Annotated in this window: 22 protein-coding genes and 4 tRNA genes; 7 read left to right on the forward strand and 19 right to left on the reverse strand. The window is 59.9% G+C overall.

The window, feature by feature from the left end:
• Positions 1-49: 49 nt before the first annotated feature.
• From AC07OP_RS05520 to rluD, 7 genes are all read right to left on the reverse strand, one after another.
• A tRNA-Pro gene (locus AC07OP_RS05520) sits at positions 50-126 on the reverse strand.
• Between the two features lie 94 nt (positions 127-220).
• Positions 221-296: transfer RNA gene (locus AC07OP_RS05525), tRNA-Lys, on the reverse strand.
• A gap of 5 nt (positions 297-301) precedes the next feature.
• Positions 302-378, reverse strand: a tRNA-Pro gene (locus tag AC07OP_RS05530).
• Positions 379-387: 9 nt separating this feature from the next.
• A tRNA-Asn gene (locus AC07OP_RS05535) sits at positions 388-463 on the reverse strand.
• A 303-nt stretch (positions 464-766) separates the two neighbouring features.
• Positions 767-3,331, reverse strand: coding sequence for an ATP-dependent chaperone ClpB (gene clpB / locus AC07OP_RS05540; RefSeq protein WP_141156723.1), 2,565 nt, complete (start codon positions 3,329-3,331; stop codon positions 767-769).
• A gap of 146 nt (positions 3,332-3,477) precedes the next feature.
• Positions 3,478-4,203: a peptidoglycan editing factor PgeF gene (pgeF, locus tag AC07OP_RS05545; RefSeq protein WP_495101101.1), complete on the reverse strand. Its 726-nt coding sequence runs from the start codon at positions 4,201-4,203 to the stop codon at positions 3,478-3,480.
• Positions 4,200-5,162 carry a 23S rRNA pseudouridine(1911/1915/1917) synthase RluD gene (rluD, locus tag AC07OP_RS05550; RefSeq protein WP_032886184.1) on the reverse strand — a complete coding sequence of 321 codons (963 nt, stop codon included), beginning with the start codon at positions 5,160-5,162 and terminating at the stop codon, positions 4,200-4,202. The genes pgeF and rluD overlap by 4 nt, the downstream gene beginning before the upstream one ends.
• Before the next feature lie 149 nt (positions 5,163-5,311).
• On the opposite strand from rluD, the gene AC07OP_RS05555 reads away from it, so the two are divergent.
• Together AC07OP_RS05555 and AC07OP_RS05560 are read left to right on the forward strand one after the other, a co-directional pair.
• Positions 5,312-6,337 (forward strand): outer membrane protein assembly factor BamD, encoded by a 1,026-nt coding sequence (locus AC07OP_RS05555; protein WP_115486598.1) that lies wholly within the window; start codon positions 5,312-5,314, stop codon positions 6,335-6,337.
• A 126-nt stretch (positions 6,338-6,463) separates the two neighbouring features.
• Positions 6,464-6,697, forward strand: coding sequence for a PP0621 family protein (locus AC07OP_RS05560; protein WP_027606845.1), 234 nt, complete (start codon positions 6,464-6,466; stop codon positions 6,695-6,697).
• On the opposite strand, the gene thiO is transcribed toward AC07OP_RS05560, so the two are convergent.
• From thiO to pilV, 5 genes are all read right to left on the reverse strand, one after another.
• On the reverse strand, positions 6,684-7,793 hold the full coding sequence (gene thiO, locus AC07OP_RS05565; protein WP_495101178.1) for a glycine oxidase ThiO: 1,110 nt from the start codon (positions 7,791-7,793) through the stop codon (positions 6,684-6,686). The two genes, AC07OP_RS05560 and thiO, sit on opposite strands and share 14 nt — an antisense overlap.
• A 62-nt stretch (positions 7,794-7,855) precedes the next feature.
• Positions 7,856-8,257: a type IV pilin protein gene (locus tag AC07OP_RS05570; protein WP_495101100.1), complete on the reverse strand. Its 402-nt coding sequence runs from the start codon at positions 8,255-8,257 to the stop codon at positions 7,856-7,858.
• Between the two features lie 11 nt (positions 8,258-8,268).
• Positions 8,269-8,760 (reverse strand): pilus assembly PilX family protein, encoded by a 492-nt coding sequence (locus tag AC07OP_RS05575; protein ID WP_371914611.1) that lies wholly within the window; start codon positions 8,758-8,760, stop codon positions 8,269-8,271.
• Between the two features lie 46 nt (positions 8,761-8,806).
• Positions 8,807-9,508, reverse strand: a complete 702-nt coding sequence (locus AC07OP_RS05580) for a prepilin-type N-terminal cleavage/methylation domain-containing protein (RefSeq protein WP_495101099.1) — start codon at positions 9,506-9,508, stop codon at positions 8,807-8,809.
• Positions 9,505-9,990, reverse strand: coding sequence for a type IV pilus modification protein PilV (gene pilV, locus AC07OP_RS05585; RefSeq protein WP_495101098.1), 486 nt, complete (start codon positions 9,988-9,990; stop codon positions 9,505-9,507). The genes AC07OP_RS05580 and pilV overlap by 4 nt, the downstream gene beginning before the upstream one ends.
• Before the next feature lie 203 nt (positions 9,991-10,193).
• On the opposite strand from pilV, the gene AC07OP_RS05590 reads away from it, so the two are divergent.
• Complete coding sequence (locus AC07OP_RS05590) at positions 10,194-10,775, forward strand: GspH/FimT family pseudopilin (RefSeq protein WP_495101097.1); 582 nt, start codon at positions 10,194-10,196, stop codon at positions 10,773-10,775.
• Here AC07OP_RS05590 and ispH read toward each other — a convergent pair.
• From ispH to murJ, 6 genes are all read right to left on the reverse strand, one after another.
• Positions 10,729-11,676, reverse strand: a complete 948-nt coding sequence (gene ispH / locus AC07OP_RS05595; protein ID WP_065938472.1) for a 4-hydroxy-3-methylbut-2-enyl diphosphate reductase — start codon at positions 11,674-11,676, stop codon at positions 10,729-10,731. The genes AC07OP_RS05590 and ispH overlap by 47 nt on opposite strands.
• A 111-nt stretch (positions 11,677-11,787) precedes the next feature.
• Positions 11,788-12,240 (reverse strand): FKBP-type peptidyl-prolyl cis-trans isomerase, encoded by a 453-nt coding sequence (locus AC07OP_RS05600; protein ID WP_495101096.1) that lies wholly within the window; start codon positions 12,238-12,240, stop codon positions 11,788-11,790.
• Positions 12,233-12,745: a signal peptidase II gene (gene lspA / locus AC07OP_RS05605; protein ID WP_027606854.1), complete on the reverse strand. Its 513-nt coding sequence runs from the start codon at positions 12,743-12,745 to the stop codon at positions 12,233-12,235. The genes AC07OP_RS05600 and lspA overlap by 8 nt, the downstream gene beginning before the upstream one ends.
• On the reverse strand, positions 12,738-15,569 hold the full coding sequence (ileS, locus tag AC07OP_RS05610; RefSeq protein WP_495101095.1) for an isoleucine--tRNA ligase: 2,832 nt from the start codon (positions 15,567-15,569) through the stop codon (positions 12,738-12,740). The genes lspA and ileS overlap by 8 nt, the downstream gene beginning before the upstream one ends.
• Before the next feature lie 14 nt (positions 15,570-15,583).
• Positions 15,584-16,522 carry a bifunctional riboflavin kinase/FAD synthetase gene (ribF, locus tag AC07OP_RS05615; RefSeq protein WP_065924072.1) on the reverse strand — a complete coding sequence of 313 codons (939 nt, stop codon included), beginning with the start codon at positions 16,520-16,522 and terminating at the stop codon, positions 15,584-15,586.
• 119 nt (positions 16,523-16,641) lie between these two features.
• Positions 16,642-18,180 carry a murein biosynthesis integral membrane protein MurJ gene (murJ, locus tag AC07OP_RS05620; protein ID WP_495101094.1) on the reverse strand — a complete coding sequence of 513 codons (1,539 nt, stop codon included), beginning with the start codon at positions 18,178-18,180 and terminating at the stop codon, positions 16,642-16,644.
• 253 nt (positions 18,181-18,433) lie between these two features.
• Between murJ and rpsT the strand changes: the two genes are divergently transcribed.
• Positions 18,434-18,712 carry a 30S ribosomal protein S20 gene (gene rpsT, locus AC07OP_RS05625; RefSeq protein WP_003188401.1) on the forward strand — a complete coding sequence of 93 codons (279 nt, stop codon included), beginning with the start codon at positions 18,434-18,436 and terminating at the stop codon, positions 18,710-18,712.
• A gap of 202 nt (positions 18,713-18,914) precedes the next feature.
• On the opposite strand, the gene AC07OP_RS05630 is transcribed toward rpsT, so the two are convergent.
• On the reverse strand, positions 18,915-19,400 hold the full coding sequence (locus AC07OP_RS05630; protein ID WP_003188398.1) for an FKBP-type peptidyl-prolyl cis-trans isomerase: 486 nt from the start codon (positions 19,398-19,400) through the stop codon (positions 18,915-18,917).
• Between AC07OP_RS05630 and AC07OP_RS05635 the strand changes: the two genes are divergently transcribed.
• The 3 genes from AC07OP_RS05635 to yihG all read left to right on the forward strand — a co-directional run bounded on the left by AC07OP_RS05635 (position 19,399) and on the right by yihG (position 22,765).
• Positions 19,399-19,689, forward strand: coding sequence for a DUF3565 domain-containing protein (locus AC07OP_RS05635; RefSeq protein ID WP_495101177.1), 291 nt, complete (start codon positions 19,399-19,401; stop codon positions 19,687-19,689). The genes AC07OP_RS05630 and AC07OP_RS05635 overlap by 2 nt on opposite strands.
• Before the next feature lie 79 nt (positions 19,690-19,768).
• A complete protein-coding gene (pta, locus tag AC07OP_RS05640) occupies positions 19,769-21,868 on the forward strand; it encodes a phosphate acetyltransferase (RefSeq protein ID WP_027606860.1) in 2,100 nt (699 codons plus the stop codon).
• Positions 21,869-22,765, forward strand: a complete 897-nt coding sequence (gene yihG, locus AC07OP_RS05645) for a 1-acylglycerol-3-phosphate O-acyltransferase, YihG family (protein WP_495101093.1) — start codon at positions 21,869-21,871, stop codon at positions 22,763-22,765. It abuts the gene before it with no gap.
• Positions 22,766-22,930: the final 165 nt, after the last annotated feature.

Consider the following 22,930-nt stretch of genomic DNA (forward strand, 5'->3'; position numbering starts at 1 on the left):
TTCCAGGCAAAAAAAATCCCCGTATCTTTCGATACGAGGATTTTTAATATGGTCGGGGTAAGGGGATTCGAACTCCTGACATCCTGCTCCCAAAGCAGGCGCGCTACCGGACTGCGCTATACCCCGGTAAAAAAAAGGCGACCTTTCAGTCGCCTTCTTCGATCAGCGCTTTTGGCCTCTGATCTTAAGATTCGATTCCAGCGTTAACTGGTCTCAAAAATGGTGGGTCGTGTGGGATTCGAACCTACGACCAATTGGTTAAAAGCCAACTGCTCTACCAACTGAGCTAACGACCCAAATATGGTCGGGGTAGGGGGATTCGAACTCCCGACATCCTGCTCCCAAAGCAGGCGCGCTACCGGACTGCGCTATACCCCGATTTGAAATTGGCTCCGTGACCAGGACTCGAACCTGGGACCCAATGATTAACAGTCATTTGCTCTACCGACTGAGCTATCACGGAACTACATATTTCAAAGTACAACTTTTACTGCTGTGTAACCTTCTCTTCGACCCTGTTCGTATCGCTACGTTAGCGTCTCTGAGGCGCGCTATTCTACAATCTTAAAAACCCCTGTCAACCCTTTAAATTGCTTTTAAGACAATGATTTGCGCTTCTTTCTGATTTCTTCTTGGGGAGAAGAAACCCGTGGGCTGACGTTGCTGCGGGGCGCACTTTACAAGCCTTTGCCTTACAGTTCAACGCCCTATCGAAAAAAAAGGCCCTGGGATGCAGGGCCTTCTCTTATTGCAGTGCAATCCGAGCTCAGTGGAAGACGATTTCGTCGTTCTCCACAGTCGCCTCGACGCTGGTGCCCGGCATAAAGCTGCCCGACAGGATCAACTGCGCCAGCGGGTTCTCGATCCAGCGCTGGATCGCACGTTTCAAAGGCCGTGCGCCATACACCGGGTCGTAACCGACCGCGATCAGCTTGTCCAACGCCTCGCGGCTCAGCTCCAGCGACAACTCGCGTTCCGCCAGGCGACCGCGCAGACGCCCCAGCTGGATCTCGGTGATGCCCGCGATCTGATCCCGCGCCAATGGCTCGAAGATCACCACTTCGTCGACCCGGTTGATGAATTCCGGACGGAAGTGCGTGGTCAACGCATCCATTACAGCAGCGCGCTGGGCCTCACGATCACCTACCAGTTCCTGGATCTGCGCCGAGCCCAGGTTGGAGGTCATGACGATCACCGTGTTGCGAAAGTCCACAGTGCGCCCGTGGCTGTCCGTGAGTCGTCCATCTTCCAGCACTTGCAGCAAGATGTTGAACACGTCCGGGTGAGCCTTCTCGACCTCATCCAGCAGGATCACCGAGTAAGGCTTACGCCGCACGGCCTCGGTCAGGTAACCGCCCTCCTCGTAGCCCACATAGCCTGGTGGGGCCCCGATCAGGCGAGCCACCGAATGTTTCTCCATGAATTCGGACATGTCGATCCGTACCATGGCCTCTTCAGTATCAAAGAGGAACTCGGCCAGGGCCTTGCACAGCTCGGTCTTACCCACCCCGGTCGGGCCGAGGAACATGAACGAGCCGCTCGGACGGTTCGGGTCGGACAAGCCGGCGCGGGAACGCCGTACCGCGTTGGACACCGCCACGACCGCCTCTTCCTGGCCGATCACGCGCTGGTGCAACAGGTGCTCCATCTTCAGCAGCTTGTCACGCTCGCCTTCAAGCATTTTCGACACCGGGATGCCGGTCCACTTGGAAACGACTTCGGCGATTTCTTCCTCGGTCACCTTGCTGCGCAACAGCTGATTTTCAGCCTTACCGTGCTGGTCGACCATTTGCAGGCTGCGTTCCAGGTCCGGGATCACCCCGTACTGCAACTCGGCCATGCGGTTCAGATCGCCTTTACGACGTGCGGCTTCCAGCTCCTGGCGCGACTGCTCGATCTTTTGCTGGATCTGCGCAGAGCCCTGTACTTCGGCTTTTTCCGAGGTCCAGATTTCTTCGAGGTCCGAATACTCGCGCTCCAGGCGGAGAATTTCTTCCTGAAGTTTCTCCAGGCGTTTCTTGGCCGCGTCGTCCTCTTCTTTCTTAAGTGCCTGGGACTCGACTTTCAGTTGAATCAGGCGACGATCCAGGCGGTCGAGCACTTCCGGCTTGGAGTCGATCTCCATGCGAATGCGGCTGGCCGCTTCGTCGATCAAGTCGATGGCCTTGTCCGGCAATTGACGGTCGGTAATGTAGCGATGGCTCAATTTGGCCGCCGCAATGATCGCGCCGTCGGTGATCGCCACTTTATGGTGGACCTCGTAGCGCTCTTTCAGGCCCCGCAGGATCGCGATGGTGTCCTCTTCGCTCGGTTCTTCCACCAGGACTTTCTGGAAACGCCGCTCAAGGGCCGCATCTTTCTCAATGTACTGGCGATATTCGTTAAGCGTGGTAGCACCGACACAATGCAACTCACCCCGCGCCAAGGCGGGCTTGAGCATGTTGCCAGCATCCATGGAGCCCTCGCCTTTACCGGCGCCGACCATGGTGTGCAGCTCGTCGATAAACAGAATGATCTGCCCTTCCTGCTTCGACAGTTCATTAAGCAGGGATTTCAGGCGCTCTTCGAATTCACCGCGGAACTTGGCACCGGCGATCAATGACCCCATATCCAGGGACAGCAGGCGCTTGCCTTTAAGGCCGTCCGGCACTTCACCATTGATGATGCGCTGGGCCAGGCCTTCGGCAATCGCGGTTTTACCCACGCCAGGTTCACCGATCAACACCGGGTTGTTCTTGGTGCGACGCTGCAGAACCTGGATGGTGCGACGAATTTCATCGTCACGGCCGATCACCGGGTCAAGCTTGCCCTCTTCGGCACGCTTGGTCAGGTCGACGGTGTACTTGTCCAGGGCCTGGCGCGACTCCTCGTGGTTGGGGTCGTTAACCGCATCACCGCCACGCAGGTTGTTGATGGCGTTTTCCAGGGCTTTCTTGCTGACACCCTGGCCGAGTAACAACTTGCCAAGCTTGCTGTTCTCGTCCATGGCGGCGAGCAGCACCAGTTCGCTGGAGATGAACTGGTCACCCTTCTGCTGGGCCAGGCGGTCTGCCTGGTTAAGCAGGCGCGCCAGATCCTGCGACATATTCACGTCGCCGGTAGGGTTTTGGATTTTCGGCAGTTGGTCGAGCTCTTTGCTCAACTCCTTGCGCAGGCTGTTGACATCAAAGCCCACCTGCATCAGCAAGGGCTTGATAGAACCACCTTGCTGTTCCAGGAGTGCCTGCATCAAGTGCGCAGGCTCAATGGCCGGGTGGTCAAGCCCCACCGCCAAGGATTGGGAGTCCGATAAGGCCAACTGCAATTTGCTGGTTAAACGATCAATACGCATTAGTCACCTTCCTTTTGAGCAGGCCGGAGCTATAAAACATCCTGAATGAAGAAACCTGCCAGATACCCTTATAGATGGGGTGGATTCTGGAAGATTCAAGCGAGCGGCGGTTGATATGGATCAGCGTTGACCCAGATCAGCAGAGTCTAGCGTTCAAGCCAGACAAGGGAGGCAAAACGTCCGGTGCGGGGGCTGCGCCGGTACGAAAAGAAGCGTGGGTCGGTCACGGTGCAGAAGCCACCACCATAAACAGCGGTGACACCCCGCGCAGCAAGGCGCAGGCGGGCCAACTGATAGATGTCGGCCATGAATTTGCCGGGATTGCGGCTTGGCGCGAAGGCTTCGGCAGTTGTCGGCAGTTGCTGCATGAACGCTTCACGCACTTCAGGGCCAACCTCAAAGGCTTGCGGGCCAATCGCCGGGCCCAACCATACCAGGACGTCCGAGGGCTCTGCATCGAGGCTTTCGAAGGCCGCTTCCAGCACACCCGCCGCCAGCCCACGCCAACCGGCATGGGCCGCAGCCACACGAGTGCCGGCACGGTTGCAGAACAACGCAGGCAGGCAATCGGCGGTCATCGCGGTGCAGGCGATGCCAGGGGTGCTGCTCCAGCTACCGTCGGCTTCGGCGGTGCGGCCAGGGTCGGCCTCGACCACATCCACGCCATGAACCTGGCGCAGCCAGGCCGGCTGAATATCGAAGGCTTCGGTAAGGCGACGACGATTCTCAAGGACGGCCTCAAGGCTGTCTTCAACGTGATCGCCCAGATTAAGGCTGTCGAACGGCGCCTGGCTGACGCCGCCCGTGCGGGTAGTCACACAGGCTTTCACCCCGACAGGCGCGGGCCAGTCAGGAATCAGCCAGTCATTCATCCGACAAACGCCTCGCGATCCTGCTTGAGCAGCGACAGCAACCAGACAAAATCGTCTGGAAGTGGTGATTCCCAGCTCATGCGCTTACCGCTCGTCGGATGATCCAGTTCCAGGAAACGTGCATGCAAGGCCTGGCGCGGGAACGTCTTGAGCGATTCGACCATGGTCTGGCTCGCCGCAGGCGGAATGCGGAAGCGGCCACCGTAGGCCGGATCGCCTACCAACGGGAAGTTGATGTGGGCCATATGCACGCGAATCTGGTGGGTACGACCGGTTTCCAGCTTGACCCGCACATGGGTGTGGGAACGGAAACGCTCGAGCACGCGGTAGTGGCTCACCGCCTGCTTGCCGCCTTCCATCACCGCCATACGCTGGCGCTGCTGGCCGTGGCGACCGATCGGGGCGTTGATCTTGCCACCCGCCACGACCACGCCGATCACGATGCACTCGTAGATACGGCTGACACTGCGGCTCTGCAATTGCGTGACCAGTTGCGTCTGCGCCTGAATGGTCTTGGCCACCACCATCAAGCCGGTGGTGTCCTTGTCCAGACGGTGCACGATGCCGCAACGCGGCACATTGATGATGTCGGGGATGTGGTGCAGCAGGGCATTGAGCAAGGTGCCATCAGCGTGCCCGGCCGCCGGGTGAACCACCAGGCCTGCGGGTTTGTTGATCACCAGGATGTCGTCGTCTTCATAGACGATGTCCAGCTCGATGTCCTGGGCAACCCATTCTCCCTGGGCTTCCTGCTCGGCAGTCAGCTCAAGAATCGCACCGCCATGGACTATGTCTCGCGGGCGGATAACCGCTCCATCCACAGTCAGGCGGCCGTCTTTGATCCAGGCGGAAAGGCGCGAGCGCGAGTGCTCAGCGAATAATTGTGCGGCGACTTGATCGAGGCGTTGGCCGCCCAATTCGGACGGCACCTCTGCGCGAAGTTCAATTTTATCGGACATGCTCAGACTAGGCGTGGCACAGCCTTTGGTTTCGGCTGCGCGCTTGTGGTTAAATACGGCGTCTTTTGCCCCGAGGCTTTCAACGGGGCGCTCATCATAACAGGACGGCCCCGCCCAAGACAGCGGCCGTCATAGGGACGCAAGCCGCCATGCAAGTGAAACACCTGCTGCTGATCGCCATCCTCGCCATGACTGCTGCTTGCTCGTCAACAAAGGAAGTCGTCGACGAAAACCTGAGCGAGGTCGAGCTGTACCAACTGGCACAGAAAGACTTGGACAATAATAGCTACACCAGCGCCACAGCGAAGCTGAAGGCCCTGGAGTCGCGCTATCCGTTCGGGCGCTACGCCGACCAGGCTCAGCTTGAGCTGATCTACGCCAACTATAAGAACGCCGAGCCGGAAGCTGCCAAGTCCGCCGCCGAGCGCTTCATCCGCCTGCACCCGCAACACCCGAACGTGGACTACGCCTATTATTTGAAGGGCCTGACCTCGTTCGACCAGGATGTTGGCCTGCTGGCGCGCTTCCTGCCGCTGGACATGACCAAGCGTGACCCGGGCGCCGCCCGTGACTCCTACAACGAGTTCGCCCAGCTGACCAGCCGCTACCCAAACAGCCGCTACGCACCAGACGCCAAGCAGCGCATGATCTACCTGCGCAACCTTCTGGCTTCCTACGAAATCCACGTGGCCCACTACTACCTGACCCGTCAGGCGTATGTAGCTGCCGCCAACCGTGGTCGCTATGTCGTGGAAAACTTCCAGGAAACCCCATCCGTGGGTGACGGCCTGGCGGTGATGACCGAAGCTTACCAGCGCCTGCACCTGGACGAGCTGGCCAGCACCAGCCTGGAGACCCTGAAGCTTAACTACCCTGATCACCCGAGCCTGAAAGACGGCCAGTTCGTGCCTCAGGTGGCCGAAGCGGACAACCGCTCGTGGCTGAGCAAGTACACCCTGGGCCTGATCGAGTCGCGTCCGCCGTTGCCGCCGGGCGAAACCCGCGCCAACCAGGACGTGATCAAACAGTTCCAGGATGCCAAGGACGCCATTCCTTCAGACCTCAAGCCGCACGACGAGAACGGCGACGTGATCGAAGAAGAAGAGCCGCAGGCCCTGGGCAACAACCAGGACCGCTCGTGGTTCAGCTACATGACCTTCGGTGTGTTCGACTGAGTCTGTCGAAGCAACGCAAAAAAGGAGCCTTTCGGGGCTCCTTTTTTATGGACAAGGATTATTGCGCTGTGCGCCTGCCACGTCCTTGGCTAAACTGGCGCATTCCTTATCGAGAAACCGCCCATCATGCTTCGTCTTCTGTTCTGGATTGCCGTTATTGCTGCCGCGGTATGGTTCTGGCGCAAATTCAAAAGCCCGACCGCCAGGCAGCAACGCACCAGCGAGCCCGGCGCAGCGTTGATGGTGCGTTGTGCACACTGCGGCGTGCACTTGCCGCAGGATCGCGCCCTGAGTTCGCGCCAGGAGTGGTATTGCACCCAGGCGCATCTGGAGCAAGGACCGAAGTCTATCCAGCGTTGATCCGACCTTCGGGGGCATAGGGCGCCGGATCGATGATCGGCCCACGCTCCAGTAGCAAATCGACAAATAACTGGCACGATGCCGGCGCCAGGACCAACCCGTTGCGGTAATGCCCGCAGTTGAGCCACAGCCCGTTGAAGCCGGGTACCCGGCCGATATAGGGGATCCCCTCCGGCGAGCCGGGCCGCAAGCCGGCCCAATGCCCCACCACTTCGGCGTCGGCCAGGGCGGGAATCAGTTCCACAGCCGAGGCCTTGAGGCTTTCCAGCGCGGTGTCGGTTGGCGTCTTGTCGAACCCCTCATGCTCCAGCGTGCTGCCGATGAGGATGTGCCCGTCGCGCCGAGGGATCGCATAACGCCCTTTGGCCAGGACCATGCTCGACAGGAAGTCCGAGGCGCACTTGTACAAAATCATCTGCCCCTTGACCGGCTCTACCGGCAGCGCCAAGCCCAAGGTGCCGAGCAGTTCGCCGCTCCAAGCCCCCGCTGCGAGCACCACCTGATCCCCCAGAATCGGCCCCTGTGCCGTATCCACGCCCACTACGTTGCCGCCATCCAGAACAAAACCGTTCACTTCGCACTGTTCGTGAACAGTCACGGCAGGCAAGGCCAATAGCGCGGCCTTCAAAGATTTGACCAGGCGCGGGTTGCGCACGTTGGCCACGTTGGCCATATAGATCGCCTGGGAATACCCGCCACCCAAGACAGGAACCGCATCATGGGCGGCAGATACATCGACCTTGCTCAAAGGCCGCCCTTCACGAGCAGCCCAGTCCAGCGCCTCGGTTTCATCGTCCAGGTCCAGCCAATACAAACCCGTAGTATGGACCTCCGGATCGACACCGGTAGCGGCAAACAGCCGCTCAGCCAGTTGCGGATAAAAATCCTGGGACCAATGGGCCAACGCTGTGACTGCCGGGCTATAGCGCCACGGATACAGTGGCGAAACAATGCCTCCGCCCGCCCATGACGACTCCCGCCCCACACCGGCACGCTCCAGCAGGGTCACAGCCTGCCCCTGGGTCGCCAGATTGAACGCCGTCAACAAGCCGATGACTCCGCCACCGACAATCACCACGTGCTGTTGCTTAACCATCATTTGATCCAGTCGATAAATAGGAATAAACGCGCCCGGCGCCCAATCATCCAGCACCCTCATCACTGCCCCCAGCATATCTGGCGCGACATTTCAGGTGCCGCCCCCGGATTGCCACGCGCACCGCTGCTGTCCAGGCTGAAGTCGCCGCAAGGGTCGCCGGCCATCAACGAATCGGCGCCCGGTGTAGCAACCAGGTAGAAATCCTGAGGGTTCAACGCTGCGGTGATTCTATAGCGATCATTGCCCGTACTGACGCCGCTTGCGTCAATAAAAGTGCCGTTCCTCATATGAAACCGCTCCAGGTGCTGAGCCTGCTCGGTCAACAGCGCGACGATTTCCGCGCGATAGACCTTTTTCACATGGCCGGTGTACCCGGGGTAAGCGATTCCGGCCAGAAACGCGATGATCGCTACGGCGATCAATAGCTCGATCAGGGTAAACCCCTGGCTGTCCATGCCCATTTCATTGCTCCTTATTGAAGTTGCCGCCACGAAACCCGCCGAAATCGCGAGCCACTCTCCTCCTCCACCCGCGCATACACGCTCTCCAATACCGTGCGCGATTGGCCACTGAGCCCGACCGCTGTTATCCGGTACAACGTCGCCAGGGTTTGCGGCGGCACATGCGGCAGCCCTACACCCGGCCCCAGGGATTGAATACCGTAGAGCCCACCCTTGATGGCCACCCAGTTAACCGATGACACTGGATGGGGCCCGGCACCCACCACCGAAAACGCTTCATCCGGTGGCCCACAGGCAGCGATCGACTGACATTGCGGCAAGGCCGCACCCTTTCGCCTCACACCTTGCTCTCCCAGCCTCAAACCACTTTCTGCGGTTTGCAGCGACTGGTTGCGGTGCCACAGGCTCCCGGTGATCTTTTGCTGGGTGACCGCCCCCTGTATCGAAGACAGGCCGATCAACGACAACAGCAACAAAAACACCAGGCTTATCAGCAGGACCATTCCCCCCTGCCGCAAAGAAACACCCTCAGCAAGCACCATGGTCGCCCTACCCCACACGGTTTCGCAGCGCCGCCACGACGCTGTAGGTTTGATCTTTTACCCGCCCCGTCGGGTCTTGCAACGTCATGCGGATGCGCACACTGCGGATCAAGGACTCATCGGTCGGGATAGCGTCATAACGCACAACCCGAACTGACGCCGGGCTGGCAGCCACGCCGAAACTGATATCGAAAGCCTTTACGTTATCCACCAACACAGCCTTGGCCGGCGCGGCAAGCGTGCTGACTTTCAACTGGCCCGCCTCGAAGGTGTAGGTCAGTTGCCGAATCGCAAAACGAATCTGCCCGGGAGCAGGCGCAGGTGAGCTGCCTGAATAGGCTTGAGCGGTAGCCGTGCAGTCGGAGAGCACCGTCCAATCAGGCCTGCCGTCGCCGACATCGGCGGTGACCAGCGTCAGCGACTTTGAACTGCCCCCGGCATTCCAGCTGACAGGCCTTTCAAAGGCTGGCGGGGCGTTCTCGATAAAGGCCGTGGCCAAACAGCCAAACATGCCCGCCTGGCGAATGTCCTGGATCATCTTGCCCAGCACAAACCGCGCATCATCCTGCAGCAACATGGCCGCCTGCTGGCTGGCGTCGGTCGCTCGTGAATTGATCAGCACCTGACTCCCGCCAAGCACCAGCACCAAACCGACGGCCAGGGCCAGCAACAATTCCACCAGGCTGAAACCTCTACCCCGATGCCTCATTGCATCACCCCCGGCTCATTGTCGAGGCGACTGGTCAGGGTGAAGGTTTCCCTCGCGCCGGGGGTGTTTGCACCCCGGCTGTCATCCCAACTGATACTGACAGTCACTTCATCTGCACTGACCACCACAGAGCCTTTGCCGCTCTCCCCGGCAAAACCGCGAATATTGGCTTCAAAATCATGCAGGTCCACGTCACGCACGCTGGTGGTCGCGGCACTGGTCGGCGCTCGAGTGCCACGACGCAACGAGTAGTCGGCACCGGAATTGGCACGGATTCGGTCGAGCATATCGTAGGCGATGAAACTGGCCTGGCTGGTCATTCTCGAACTGTCGGTGTACTTGAGCGCGTTGAGCTGGAGCATCACGGCCCCTAACAGCCCGACGGCGAGAATCAGCACCGCAACCAGCACTTCGATCAATGTCATGCCGATTTGGTACCGAGGAAAAATCAGGGGAAAACAGGTTTTCAGGCAAGCGGGCATTACCGTCGTCATCCGTGTCGAAGGCCGAAAAAAGCAGGAAAACCCTGCTGTGCGAACCAAGACTAGCGTCAGTTTTTCGACGGTGCAGGTCACGGAACAAAGGGAAATACTTTGGACATGAAGGCCATCATTCGACACGTCGAACCGGACGCTATACCTATGTTTCAACCCGATATGTACACCCGTCCACGGAGGGACGACCTATGAAACAACGAGGTTTCACCCTGATAGAACTGCTTCTCGGATTGATCGTGAGCGGCATCCTGGCGCATCTGGCTACGCCCAATTTCATCGGCCTGCTGGAATCACAGCAGCGACAAAGCGCGGCGCAATCACTGACGAACGGATTTCGCTTCGCGCGCACTGAAGCCATCACGCGTAACCGAGCGGTGGTCATCCACGCACTGGACGATGACTGGAGCCAGGGTTGGCGGGTCGTGCTGGATGTTAGCGGGCGTGGCCATCTGGACGACAACAACCCGGTGTTACTGGAGCGCCAGGGCAGTGGTCGGGTACCGATCGTCGGGAATGGACCGGTCAAAAGCCAGGTACGCTTCAGCGGGTTGGGCGAACCTGTATTTGCTGGGGGAGGTTTTCGTGCGGGCACTGTACATATATGCGCCACGGACTCGGTGCAGAGCCTGTACCAGGTGGTGCTGGCGCCCAGTGGGCGCATCAGCCTGCGCAGCGATAGAGCCGAACAGGCGTTGTGCCGAAGTTACTCCGGCACCCTGGCATTCAGAGCAGCGAGCGAACCCGCAGCTCCTTGGGCATGGAGAAAGTGATGTTCTCTTCACGACCTGCCAACTCATCGGCGCCCGTAGCACCCCACGCATGCAACTGCTGGATGACGCCACGCACCAGGACTTCCGGGGCCGAAGCGCCCGCCGTGATACCAATACGCTCGACACCATCGAACCAGCTGCGCTGCATATCTTCAGCGCCGTCGATCAGATACGCCGGTGTCGCCATGCGTTCGGCCAATTCACGCAGGCGGTTGGAGTTGGAGCTATTAGGGCTGCCGACCACCAGCACTACATCGCATTCATCGGCCAACTGCTTGACCGCATCCTGGCGGTTTTGGGTGGCGTAGCAGATGTCGTCCTTGCGTGGCCCACCAATGGCGGGGAAACGGCTGCGCAGCGCGTCGATCACGCGGCTGGTGTCGTCCATGGACAAGGTGGTCTGGGTCACGAATGCCAAACGCTCTGGGTTGTGAACCTGCAAGCTGGCGACGTCTTTTTCGTCTTCCACAAGGTAGATGGCGCCACCATTGCTGCCGTCGTATTGGCCCATGGTGCCTTCGACTTCCGGGTGGCCGGCATGGCCAATCAGGATGCATTCGCGACCATCACGGCTGTAGCGCGCGACTTCGATATGTACCTTGGTGACCAGCGGACAGGTGGCGTCGAATACTTTCAGGCCACGACCGGCCGCTTCGGAACGCACGGCCTGGGAAACACCGTGGGCGCTGAAGATAACGATGACGTCGTCCGGCACCTGCTCCAGTTCTTCGACAAAGATGGCGCCACGTGCGCGCAGGTCTTCGACAACGAACTTGTTATGGACGACCTCATGGCGCACATAGATCGGCGGCCCGAAGACTTCCAGGGCGCGGTTGACGATTTCGATCGCCCGGTCCACGCCGGCGCAGAAGCCACGGGGGTTGGCGAGTTTGATTTGCATGCTGTGCCTCGTGTCTGGCGCTTGGGCCAGAGTTGATGCTACTGAACTGACAATGGCGACCAAAGGCGGGAGCGGGCTTGCCCCCTCCCACATTTTAGATCGGGGCGTTGATCAAAGAGCTTTAACGTCGATGATTTCAACGTCGAACGTCAAGGTTTTACCGGCCAACGGGTGGTTGAAGTCGATAGTTACCTGCGCATCATCGAAGGTTTTGACCACACCGGGCAGCTCGGTATTCGCCGCATCATTGAAAATCACCAGCAAGCCTTCCGACAGGTCCATGTCCTGGAACTGCGAACGCGGGATGATCTGCACATTTTGCGGGTTGGGCTGACCAAAGGCGTTTTCCGGCAGGATCTGCAGGGTGCGCTTGTCGCCGGCCTTGAAACCGAACAGTGCCGCTTCAAAACCTGGCAACAGGTTGCCGTCGCCGACCTTGAAGGTCGCCGGGGCTTTGTCGAACGTGCTGTCGACCGTGTCACCATTCTCCAGGAGCAGCGCGAAATGCAAGGTGACTTCCGTGTTCTGGCCGATGCGTTGCCCGGCCAATACCTGATCAGTCATTGACGGTCTCTCCGGTTTTCTTACTTTTGAACATGTCCAGCGCCAGCATGATTGCACCGACGGTGATGGCGCTGTCGGCAAAATTGAACGCGGGGAAGTAATGGCGGTTCTGCCAATGCACCAGGATAAAGTCGATCACATGGCCCAGGGCAATACGGTCGTACAGGTTGCCCAGGGCGCCGCCCAACACCAGGGCCAAGGCGATGGCCAGCCAGGTGTCATCGCGGCCCAAGCGCTTGAGCCAGACCACGAGCACCGCACTGACCACTACGGCGATCAGAGCGAACAGCCAGCGCTGCCAGCCACCACCGTCAGCCAGGAAGCTGAAAGCGGCGCCGGTGTTGTAGGCCAGGGTCCAGCTGAAGTAATCCGGGATCACTACGATTTGCTGGAACATTTCCAGGGAGCCCTCGAAGTGAGCCTTGCTGACCTGGTCGATGACCAGGACCAGCACGCTCAGTACGAGCCAGCCCAGACGTCCGAAACGACTGGCTGCATTAGGCATAGTGGCGAACCTCGCCTTCACCGGAAATGTTGTCGACGCAACGACCGCAGATTTCCGGATGTTCAGGGTTCACCCCGACGTCTTCACGGCAGTGCCAGCAACGGGCGCACTTAGGGAAGGCCGACTTGACCACTTTGAGCTTGAGGCCCGGCACTTCGGTGGCCACGGCATCCGCCGGTGCCTGGGCAAACGGTGCCAGACTCGCAGTGGAAGTGATCAACACGAAGCGCAGTTCGTTGCTCAGCTTGGTCAGGTCAGCGGTCAGGCCTTCCTCGGCAAACAGGGTGACTTCGGCCTGGAGGTTGCCACCGACGGCCTTGGCCGCACGCTGAACCTCGAGCTCCTTGTTCACCGCAACCTTGACGGCCATTACACCTTCCCAGTACTCGCGGCCCAGTTCAAAGTCGGCCGGCAGTTCGGTCAAGCCTTCGTACCAGGTATTGAGCATGACGGACTCGTTACGCTCGCCCGGCAGGTATTCCCACAGTTCGTCGGCGGTGAAGGCCAGGATCGGTGCGATCCAGCGCACCAGCGCTTCGGAGATGTGATACAGCGCGGTCTGCGCCGAACGGCGGGCCTTGCTGTTGGCACCGGTGGTGTACTGGCGATCCTTGATGATGTCGAGGTAGAAACCACCCAGCTCCTGCACGCAGAAGTTGTGGATCTTCGAGTACACGTTCCAGAAGCGGTATTCGCCGTAGTGCTCTTGCAACTCGCGCTGCAGCAACAGGGTACGGTCCACGGCCCAACGGTCCAGGGCGAGCATGTCCTCGGCCGGCAGGAGGTCGGTGGCCGGGTTGAAACCGGTCAGGTTCGACAGCAGGAAGCGCGCGGTATTACGGATACGGCGGTAGGCATCGGCGCTGCGGGCCAGGATCTGGTCCGACACGGCGATCTCGCCGGAGTAATCGGTCGACGCCACCCACAGGCGCATGATGTCGGCGCCCAAGGTATCGTTGATCTTTTTCGGCTCGATCACGTTCTTCAGCGACTTGGACATCTTGCGGCCCGTCTCGTCGACGGTGAACCCGTGGGTCAGCAGCTCGCGGTATGGCGCGTGGTTGTCGATGGCGCAACCGGTCAGCAGCGACGAGTGGAACCAGCCTCGGTGTTGGTCGGAGCCCTCTAGGTACAGGTCGGCACGCGGGCCGGTTTCGTGACCCATCGGGTGCGAGCCGCGCAGCACGTGCCAGTGGGTGGTACCCGAATCGAACCAGACGTCGAGGGTGTCGCTGATCTTGTCGTACAGCGGCGCTTCGTCACCCAGCAACTCGGCGGCGTCCAGCTTGAACCAGGCTTCGATGCCTTCCTGTTCGACACGCTGGGCCACCACTTCCATCAGTTCGACGGTGCGTGGGTGCAGCTCACCGCTTTCCTTGTTGAGGAAGAACGGGATCGGCACACCCCAGTTACGCTGGCGGGAGATGCACCAGTCCGGACGGTTGGCGATCATCGAGTGCAGGCGCGCCTGGCCCCAGGCCGGGACGAACTGGGTGTCTTCGATGGCTTTGAGCGAGCGTACACGCAGGGTGTCGCCGCTGGCTGGCTCCTTGTCCATGCCAATGAACCATTGCGCCGTGGCGCGGTAGATCAGCGGGGTCTTGTGGCGCCAGCAGTGCATGTAGCTGTGCTTGATGGTGTCGGTTTGCATCAGCGCACCGACTTCACGCAACTTGTCGATGATCGGCTGGTCGGCCTTGAAGATGAACTGGCCGCCGAAGAACTCCAGCGACGGCACATAAACGCCGTTGCTTTGCACGGGGTTGATGATCTCGTCGTTGACCATGCCGTACTTCTTGCAGATCACGAAGTCGTCCACGCCGTAGGCAGGCGAGCAGTGAACAATGCCCGTACCCGAACCCAACTCGACGTAGTCAGCCAGGTACACCGGCGACAGACGGTCATAGAACGGGTGACGGAAGTTGATCAGCTCCAGCGCGGAACCGGTGGTGGTGGCAATTACCGAACCCTGCAGTTCGTAGCGAGCCAGGCACGCTTCGACCATTTCCTCGGCGAGCACCAGCAGGCGATCACCGACGTCCACCAGGGCGTAGGTGAATTCCGGGTGCACGTTCAGCGCCTGGTTGGCGGGAATGGTCCACGGGGTGGTGGTCCAGATCACGATGGCAGCCGGTTTGCTCAGGCTTGCCAGGCCAAAGGCCTCGGCCAGCTTGGCGTCGTCGGCGATCGGGAACGCCACGTCGATGGTCGAGGACTTTTTGTCTTCGTATTCGACTTCCGCTTCAGCCAGGGCCGAGCCGCAATCGAAGCACCAGTTCACGGGCTTGAGGCCCTTGAACACGAAACCGCCCTTGACGATTTCGGCCAAGGCACGGATTTCACCGGCCTCGTTCTTGAAGTTCATGGTTTTGTAGGGGTTGTCCCACTCGCCCAGCACACCCAGGCGGATGAACTCGGACTTCTGCCCTTCGATCTGCTCGGCAGCGTAGGCACGGCAAAGTTCGCGGGTTTTATCCGCGCCCAGGTTCTTGCCGTGGGTCACTTCGACCTTGTGTTCGATCGGCAGGCCGTGGCAGTCCCAACCCGGGACATAAGGCGCGTCGAAACCCGCCAGGGTTTTCGAGCGCAGGATCATGTCCTTGAGAATCTTGTTCAGCGCATGACCGATGTGAATCGTGCCGTTGGCATAAGGAGGGCCGTCGTGCAGGACGAATTTCGGACGATCCTTGCCAATTTCGCGCAACTTTCCGTACAGGCCAATACTGTCCCAGCGCTGCAGGATCTGCGGTTCGCGCTGTGGCAGGCCGGCCTTCATTGGGAAGGCGGTGTCCGGAAGGTTTAACGTGGCTTTATAGTCGGTCATTTAAGGCTCTTCGGTTAGCGATGGGCGCTAGGTGCGGCTAGTGCACGGGCGGCGGCGACATCCGCATTGATCGCCGTTTTCAACGCCTCAAGCGAGGCGAAACGCTGCTCTTCACGCAGCTTCTGGTGGAAAACCACCGTCAAACGCCGGTCATACAGATCACCGGCAAAATCCAACAGATGAACTTCCAGGTGGGCCTTGCCATCACCTGCAACCGTGGGCCTGACGCCTATGTTGGCGACTCCCGGCCACGATTGGCCGTCGATGTCGACGCTGACCAGGTAAACCCCGGTCAGCGGCACACGGCGGCGCTTGAGTTGCACGTTGGCGGTTGGCGTGCCCAGTTGGCGCGCCAGCTTCTGGCCGTGCAGTACCCGCCCGGCTATGCGGAACGGGCGACCGAGCAAACGCTCGGCCAAGGCGAAGTCGGCAGCGGCCAGGGCGTTACGCACCTGGGTGCTGCTCACGCGCAGGCCGTCCAGTTCGACGGTTTGCGCGGCTTCGACGGTAAAGCCCTGGGTGATACCGGCGTGTTGCAGGAACTCGAAATCCCCGACCCGATCGCAGCCAAAACGGAAGTCGTCGCCGACCTCCAAATGCTGTACGCCCAGGCCGTCTACCAGTATGCGGTCGACGAACTCGGCAGCGCTGAGACTTTGCAAACGCTGGTTGAAAGCCAGGCAGAGGACGCGGTCCACGCCTTCTTCGGCCAGCAGTTGCAGCTTGTCCCGCAGACGGGCCAGACGTGCCGGTGCCGTTTCCGGGGTGAAATATTCCCGCGGCTGCGGCTCGAAAATCACCACGCAGCTGGGTACGCCCAACTCGACCGCACGCTCGCGCAGCCGGGCCAGGATAGCCTGGTGGCCACGGTGAACACCGTCAAAGTTGCCAATAGTGGCGACGCAGCCCCGATGCTCAGGGCGCAGGTTGTGGAGACCTCGAACCAGCTGCATAACGCGCTTCTTGCTCATAAAGTGGTCGATTATAACCACACCCGGCCCCGGACGACAGGCAACAGCGCAGGGCAAATGGATCGAATCGATAAAACAACCGTTTTATCGCGGCAAACTCTCTAGCTCAACGACTTGCGATTGAAATCCCGCAGGCGGAAGCCTTGCAGCAGCAACATCCCGAAGTACACCACCACGCCGGCCACGACCAGCACGCCCAGGCGCATGAAGCGCTCCAGCATATGACCTTCATCCCAGGCTGGCATGAAGTGCATCAGGCCGAGTAATACCGCGGACATCATCGCAACGGCCACCAGCAACTTGAGGGCGAACATGCCCCAGCCAGGCTGAGGCTGGAACATCTGTTGTTTGCGCAGCTGATAAAACAGCAGGCCGGCATTGATGCAGGCTCCAGCACTGATGGCCAGGGCCAGGCCGGCGTGGGCCAGCGGACCAATAAACACCAGGTTGAGCAGTTGCGTGACGATCAGGGTGAAGATCGCGATCTTTACCGGCGTGCGGATGTTCTGCTGGGCATAGAAGCCAGGCGCCAGCACCTTGATCACGATGATGCCGAGCAGGCCGACGGAATAAGCCACCAGCGCATGCTGGGTCATCAACGCGTCATGTGCATCGAATTGCCCGTATTGGAACAACGACACTGTCAGCGGCTCGGCCAGGATCCCCAGCGCCAGGGCGCACGGCAGCACCAGCACGAAGCACAGGCGCAAGCCCCAATCGAGGATGCGCGAGTATTCCTGGCGATCCTTGCTGGCATAGGTGCGTGCCAGCGTCGGCAGCAAAATGGTGCCGAGGGCTACGCCCAGAACGCCGGACGGCAGTTCCATGAGGCGGTCGGCGTAATACATCCATGACACCGAGCCGGATACCAGCAGCGAGGCGAACGCGGTGTTGATGATCAGGGAAATCTGGCTCACCGACACCCCCAGGATCGCCGGCAACATATTGCGCATGACGCGCCAGACGCCGGTGTCCTTGAGGTTCAGGCGCGGTAATACGAGCATGCCGATCTTTTTCAGGTGCGGCAGTTGGTAGAGCAACTGCGCCAGGCCACCGGCCAGCACGGCCCAGCCAAGGGCCATGACCGGCGGATCGAAGTAAGGTGTCAGGAACAGGGCAAAGATAATCATGCTGACGTTAAGCAGCGTCGGCACGAACGCCGGCACCGAGAAACGGTTCCAGGTGTTGAGGATCGCACCGGCCAGGGATGACAGCGAGATCAGCAATATATAAGGAAAGGTCACCCGCAACAGGTCAGTGGTCAGCGCGAATTTTTCCGGCGTATTGGCAAAACCCGGCGCCGTGGCCCAGATCACCCAGGGCGCGGCGAACATGCCGACGAGGGTCACCAGCATCAACACCAGGGTCAGCAGGCCCGAAACGTAGGCGATAAAGGTCCGGGTCGCCTCCTCACCCTGTTGAGTCTTGTATTCGGCCAGAATCGGCACGAACGCCTGGGAAAACGCGCCCTCGGCAAAGATCCGCCGCAGCAGGTTGGGCAGTTTGAACGCAATAAAGAACGCATCCGTGGCCATGCTGGCGCCGAAGATACGCGCCAGCAGGGTGTCACGCACAAACCCCAAAACCCGGGAGATCATCGTGATAGAGCTGACGGCGGCCAACGATTTGAGCAGATTCATTGAAAGAGTTTGCGCCTATAGATAAAGAGCAGGCGAACTAAGCGCCTACTTATGCGATACTGCGCGCCTGCAACAGCACAGCGCCAAAGCTCGCGAGTTTACAGGTCAAGCGCCGGAAATAAATCACCCGCCTCTTCAGATCGACCACTCAGCAGTTCGCATCAGCCGGCCTTGACAACACATCAAGTCATCGGCATGATTCGCGGCCTATTTTGTTTGCTATTTCCTAAAAAGTCTTTCGAGGAGCTCGACGGTGGCCAACACACCTTCCGCCAAAAAACGTGCAAAACAGGCTGAGAAGCGTCGCAGCCACAACGCCAGCCTGCGTTCCATGGTTCGTACCTACATCAAGAATGTAGTTAAAGCCATCGACACCAAAGACGCTGAAAAAGCTCAAGCAGCTTACGTTCTGGCTGTGCCAGTTATCGACCGTATGGCCGATAAAGGCATCATCCACAAGAACAAGGCCGCTCGTCATAAGAGCCGCCTGAATGGCCACATCAAGGCTCTGAGCGTTCCTGCTGCTGCCTAAGTGGTAACAACTGCCACGCAGCCCAGGTTGCGAAACAGTTAAGAAATGCCCCGTACCGAAAGGTCTGGGGCATTTTTGTTTGTGCCTGAAAATACACCACGATCAAAATGTGGCCGGGGTATCCGGTAGAGATTTTCAAGCGCACAAAAAAACGCCCCGAACCAGTCGGGGCGTTTTTGCTACCACTTGATCAAAACATCAATCAATGGTGATGACCGCCTTCACCGTGGACGTGACCGTGGGCCACTTCTTCCTGGGAAGCGTCGCGGATAGCAACGATCTTCACTTGGAAGTTCAGGCGCTGGCCAGCCAGAGGGTGGTTGCCGTCGACGGTGACGTCGTCGCCGTCCAGGTCACGGATGGTGACGATCTGCATTTGACCGTCCGGCGCGGAAGCGTGGAACTGCATGCCCACTTCCAACTCATCAACACCTTCGAACATGCTGCGGCTCAGGGTGCTGACCAGTTCGGCGGAGTATTCGCCGTAGGCATCTTCAGGTTCTACGGCAACGGTCAGCTCATCACCGACGTTCTTGCCTTCCAGAGCCTTTTCCAGGCCTGGGATGATGTTACCTGCGCCTTGCAGGTAGACCAGCGGCGCGCCGCCGGCTGAGCTGTCGATGACCTCACCAGCGTCGTTGGTCAGGGTATAGTCGATGGAGACAGCCTTGTTAGCGGCGATCGTCATGGGGCGAGACCTTTTGCATAAGAATGAAGAACGGACAAGTCTAAACAAGGATTTGCCCGAAAGCGAACAGAACCCGGACGGACGGGGCCGATCAACGGCATCCCTGGTCATCGGTTTCCACCAGGACGAGGAGGGTCACTGGGTTGCCGAGCTGTCCTGCGGCCACACCCAGCACCTGCGCCACCAGCCGCCATGGCAGTCTCGCGCCTGGGTACTCGACGCCACACAGCGCCTGGAAAAAATACGCCAGCCCTTTGCCTGCGGCTGGTGTGCGCAAGCGCCCGAATAACGATAACCTTGGCGCCTGATTCCCGGTAGGCACTCAACCATAGGGCGCCACCGAAGCCATGCACCTCCAGAGAATTCGCATGCAGACTTTTTTTATCGCGCCCACCGATTTTGGTGTGGGTCTGACCTCCATCAGCCTTGGGCTGGTGCGTACCCTTGAGCGAGCCGGCCTGAAAGTCGGTTTTTTCAAGCCGATTGCCCAGCCACATCCCGGCGATACCGGCCCCGAACGCTCCACCGAGCTGGTGGCTCGCACCCATGGCCTCAAGCCGCCACAACCACTAGGCCTGGCTCACGTGGAACGCATGCTCGGCGACGGCCAGCTCGACGAGCTGCTCGAAGAAATCATCACCCTTTATCAGCAGGCCGCCGTGGGCAAGGACGTGCTGATCGTCGAAGGCATGGTACCGACCCGCAGCGCCAGCTATGCGGCCCGGGTCAACCTGCACCTGGCCAAGAGCCTGGATGCGGAAGTGATCCTGGTCTCGGCCCCGGAAAACGAAGTGCTCACCGAACTCTCCGGCCGCGTGGAACTGCAGGCCCAGTTGTTCGGCGGCCCGAAAGACCCGAAAGTGCTCGGCGTGATCCTGAACAAGGTGCGCACCGACGAAAGCATGGAAGCCTTCTCGGCGCGCCTCAAGGAGCATTCGCCCTTGCTGCGCAGCGGTGATTTCCGCCTGCTCGGCTGCATTCCTTACCAGCCGGAACTCAACGCGCCGCGCACCCGCGACGTGGCCGACCTGATGGGCGCGCAGATCCTCAACGCCGGCGACTACGAAACCCGACGCATGACCAAGATCATCATCTGCGCCCGCACCATGCGTAACACCGTGGAGCTGCTCAAGCCCGGCGTGCTGGTGGTGACCCCCGGCGACCGTGACGACATCATCCTCGCCGTCAGCCTGGCCGCGATCAACGGTGTGCCCCTGGCCGGCCTGCTGCTGACCAGCGACACCCTGCCCGACCCGCGCATCATGGAGCTGTGCCGCGGCGCCTTCCAGGCCGGGTTGCCGGTGCTGTCGGTGAGTACCGGTTCCTACGAGACCGCCAACCTGCTCAACAACCTCAACAAGGAAATCCCCATCGATGACCGCGAGCGCGCGGAGATCATCACCGATTTCGTCGCCAGCCACCTCGATGCGCGCTGGCTGCACCAGCGTTGCGGCACGCCACGGGAGATGCGCCTGTCGCCGGCGGTGTTCCGCTACCAGCTGATCCAGCGCGCCCAGGCGGCCAACAAACGCATCGTGCTGCCCGAGGGCAGCGAACCGCTGACCGTGCAAGCCGCCGCCATCTGCCAGGCCCGGGGCATCGCGCGCTGCGTGCTGCTGGCCAAGCCGGCTGACGTAGAAGCGGTCGCGCGCGCCCAAGGCATCGAATTGCCCGAAGGCCTGGAGATTCTCGACCCGGACCTGATTCGCCAGCGCTACGTGGAGCCCATGGTTGCCCTGCGCAAGAGCAAGAGCTTGAATGCGCCGATGGCCGAGCAGCAACTGGAAGACACCGTGGTGATTGCCACCATGATGCTCGCACTGGATGAAGTGGACGGCCTGGTTTCCGGGGTTATCCACTCCACCGCCAACACCATTCGCCCGGCCCTGCAGCTGATCAAGACCGCACCGGGCTGCACCCTGGTGTCGTCGGTGTTCTTCATGCTGTTCCCCGAGCAGGTGCTGGTCTACGGCGACTGTGTGATGAACCCGCACCCCAGTGCCGCCGAGCTGGCGGAAATCGCCTTGCAAAGCGCCGACTCGGCGGCGGCCTTCGGCATCACCCCGCGTGTGGCGATGATCAGCTACTCCAGCGGCGACTCGGCCAGCGGTGAGGAAGTGGAGAAAGTCCGCGAAGCCACCCTGCTCGCCCATGAACAGCAAAGCTCACTGCTGATCGACGGCCCGCTGCAATACGACGCCGCCGCCAACGAAACCGTCGCTCGCCAATTGGCCCCGGACAGCCTGGTCGCCGGCAAAGCCACCGTGTTCGTGTTCCCGGACCTGAACACCGGCAACACCACCCACAAGGCCGTGCAACGCAGTGCCGATTGCGTCAGCCTGGGGCCGATGCTCCAAGGCCTGCGCAAACCGGTCAACGACCTGCCACGCGGTGCCCAGGTCGACGACATCGTGTACACCATCGCGCTGACTGCGATCCAAGCCGCCAACCGACCTATGGATATCTAAATGCTGGATTTTCTACCTGCCGCCGTACGCGGGGTGATCGCTTCGCTGCTGTTGGCGCTGAATACGATCCTGCTGTGTTCGTTCCTGTTTATCGTGGCGCTGTTCAAGGCGCTACCCTTCGCCAAGGGCTTCAGCGAATGGCTGATGAACCACACCCACGAAGCCTGGGTCACCAACAACAAGGGCTGGATGAACCTGGTGCGCCATACCCGTTGGCACCTTAAAGGTCTTGAAGGCCTGGACTACCAGCACTCGTACCTGGTGACCAGCAACCATCAGAGCTGGGTCGACATCATGGTCCTGCAATATGTGCTCAATCGTCGGATTCGCCCGCTGAAGTTCTTCCTCAAGCAGGAGTTGATCTGGGTGCCGGTGATTGGCCTGGCGTGGTGGGCACTGGGCTTTCCCTTCATGAAGCGCTACACCAAGGCCTACCTGGAAAAACACCCGGAGAAGAAAGGCAAGGACCTGGAAACCACTCGCAAGACCTGTGCGAAGTTTCGCGACAACCCGGTGGGTATTTTCAACTTTGCTGAAGGCACACGCTTTACGCCGGGCAAGCATGCGCAGCAGAAGTCGCCGTTTCGTTACCTGCTCAAGCCCAAGGCGGGTGGTATCGCGTTTGTGCTGGATGCCATGGGGGAACAGCTCAAATCACTGGTCAACGTGACCATTCACTACCCTGGCGGACGTCCTGGGTATTGGGACTTGCTGTGCGGGAAGGTGCAGGACGTGGTGGTGCAGTTTGAAGAGGTGCAAATTCCGGCCGAGTTTATCGGCAGGAATTATGAGCAGGATGGGGTGTATCGGTTGGCGTTCCAGGGGTGGATCAACCAGCTGTGGGAAACCAAGGATGCGTTGCTGGACCGACTTCACAAAGACTTTCCAGACAAATGATGAACAAAATGTGGGAGGGGGCTTGCCCCCGATAGCGGTGGATCAGTGACAGATGTACTGACTGACACACCGCCATCGGGGGCAAGCCCCCTCCCACATTTGACCGCGCCCGGTCTTTAAGATGTGAAAAAGCCCGCCACCGATCACTCGGTGGCGGGCTTTTTT

It is taken from the genome of Pseudomonas sp. GW821-FHT09D08, from assembly GCF_059416305.1.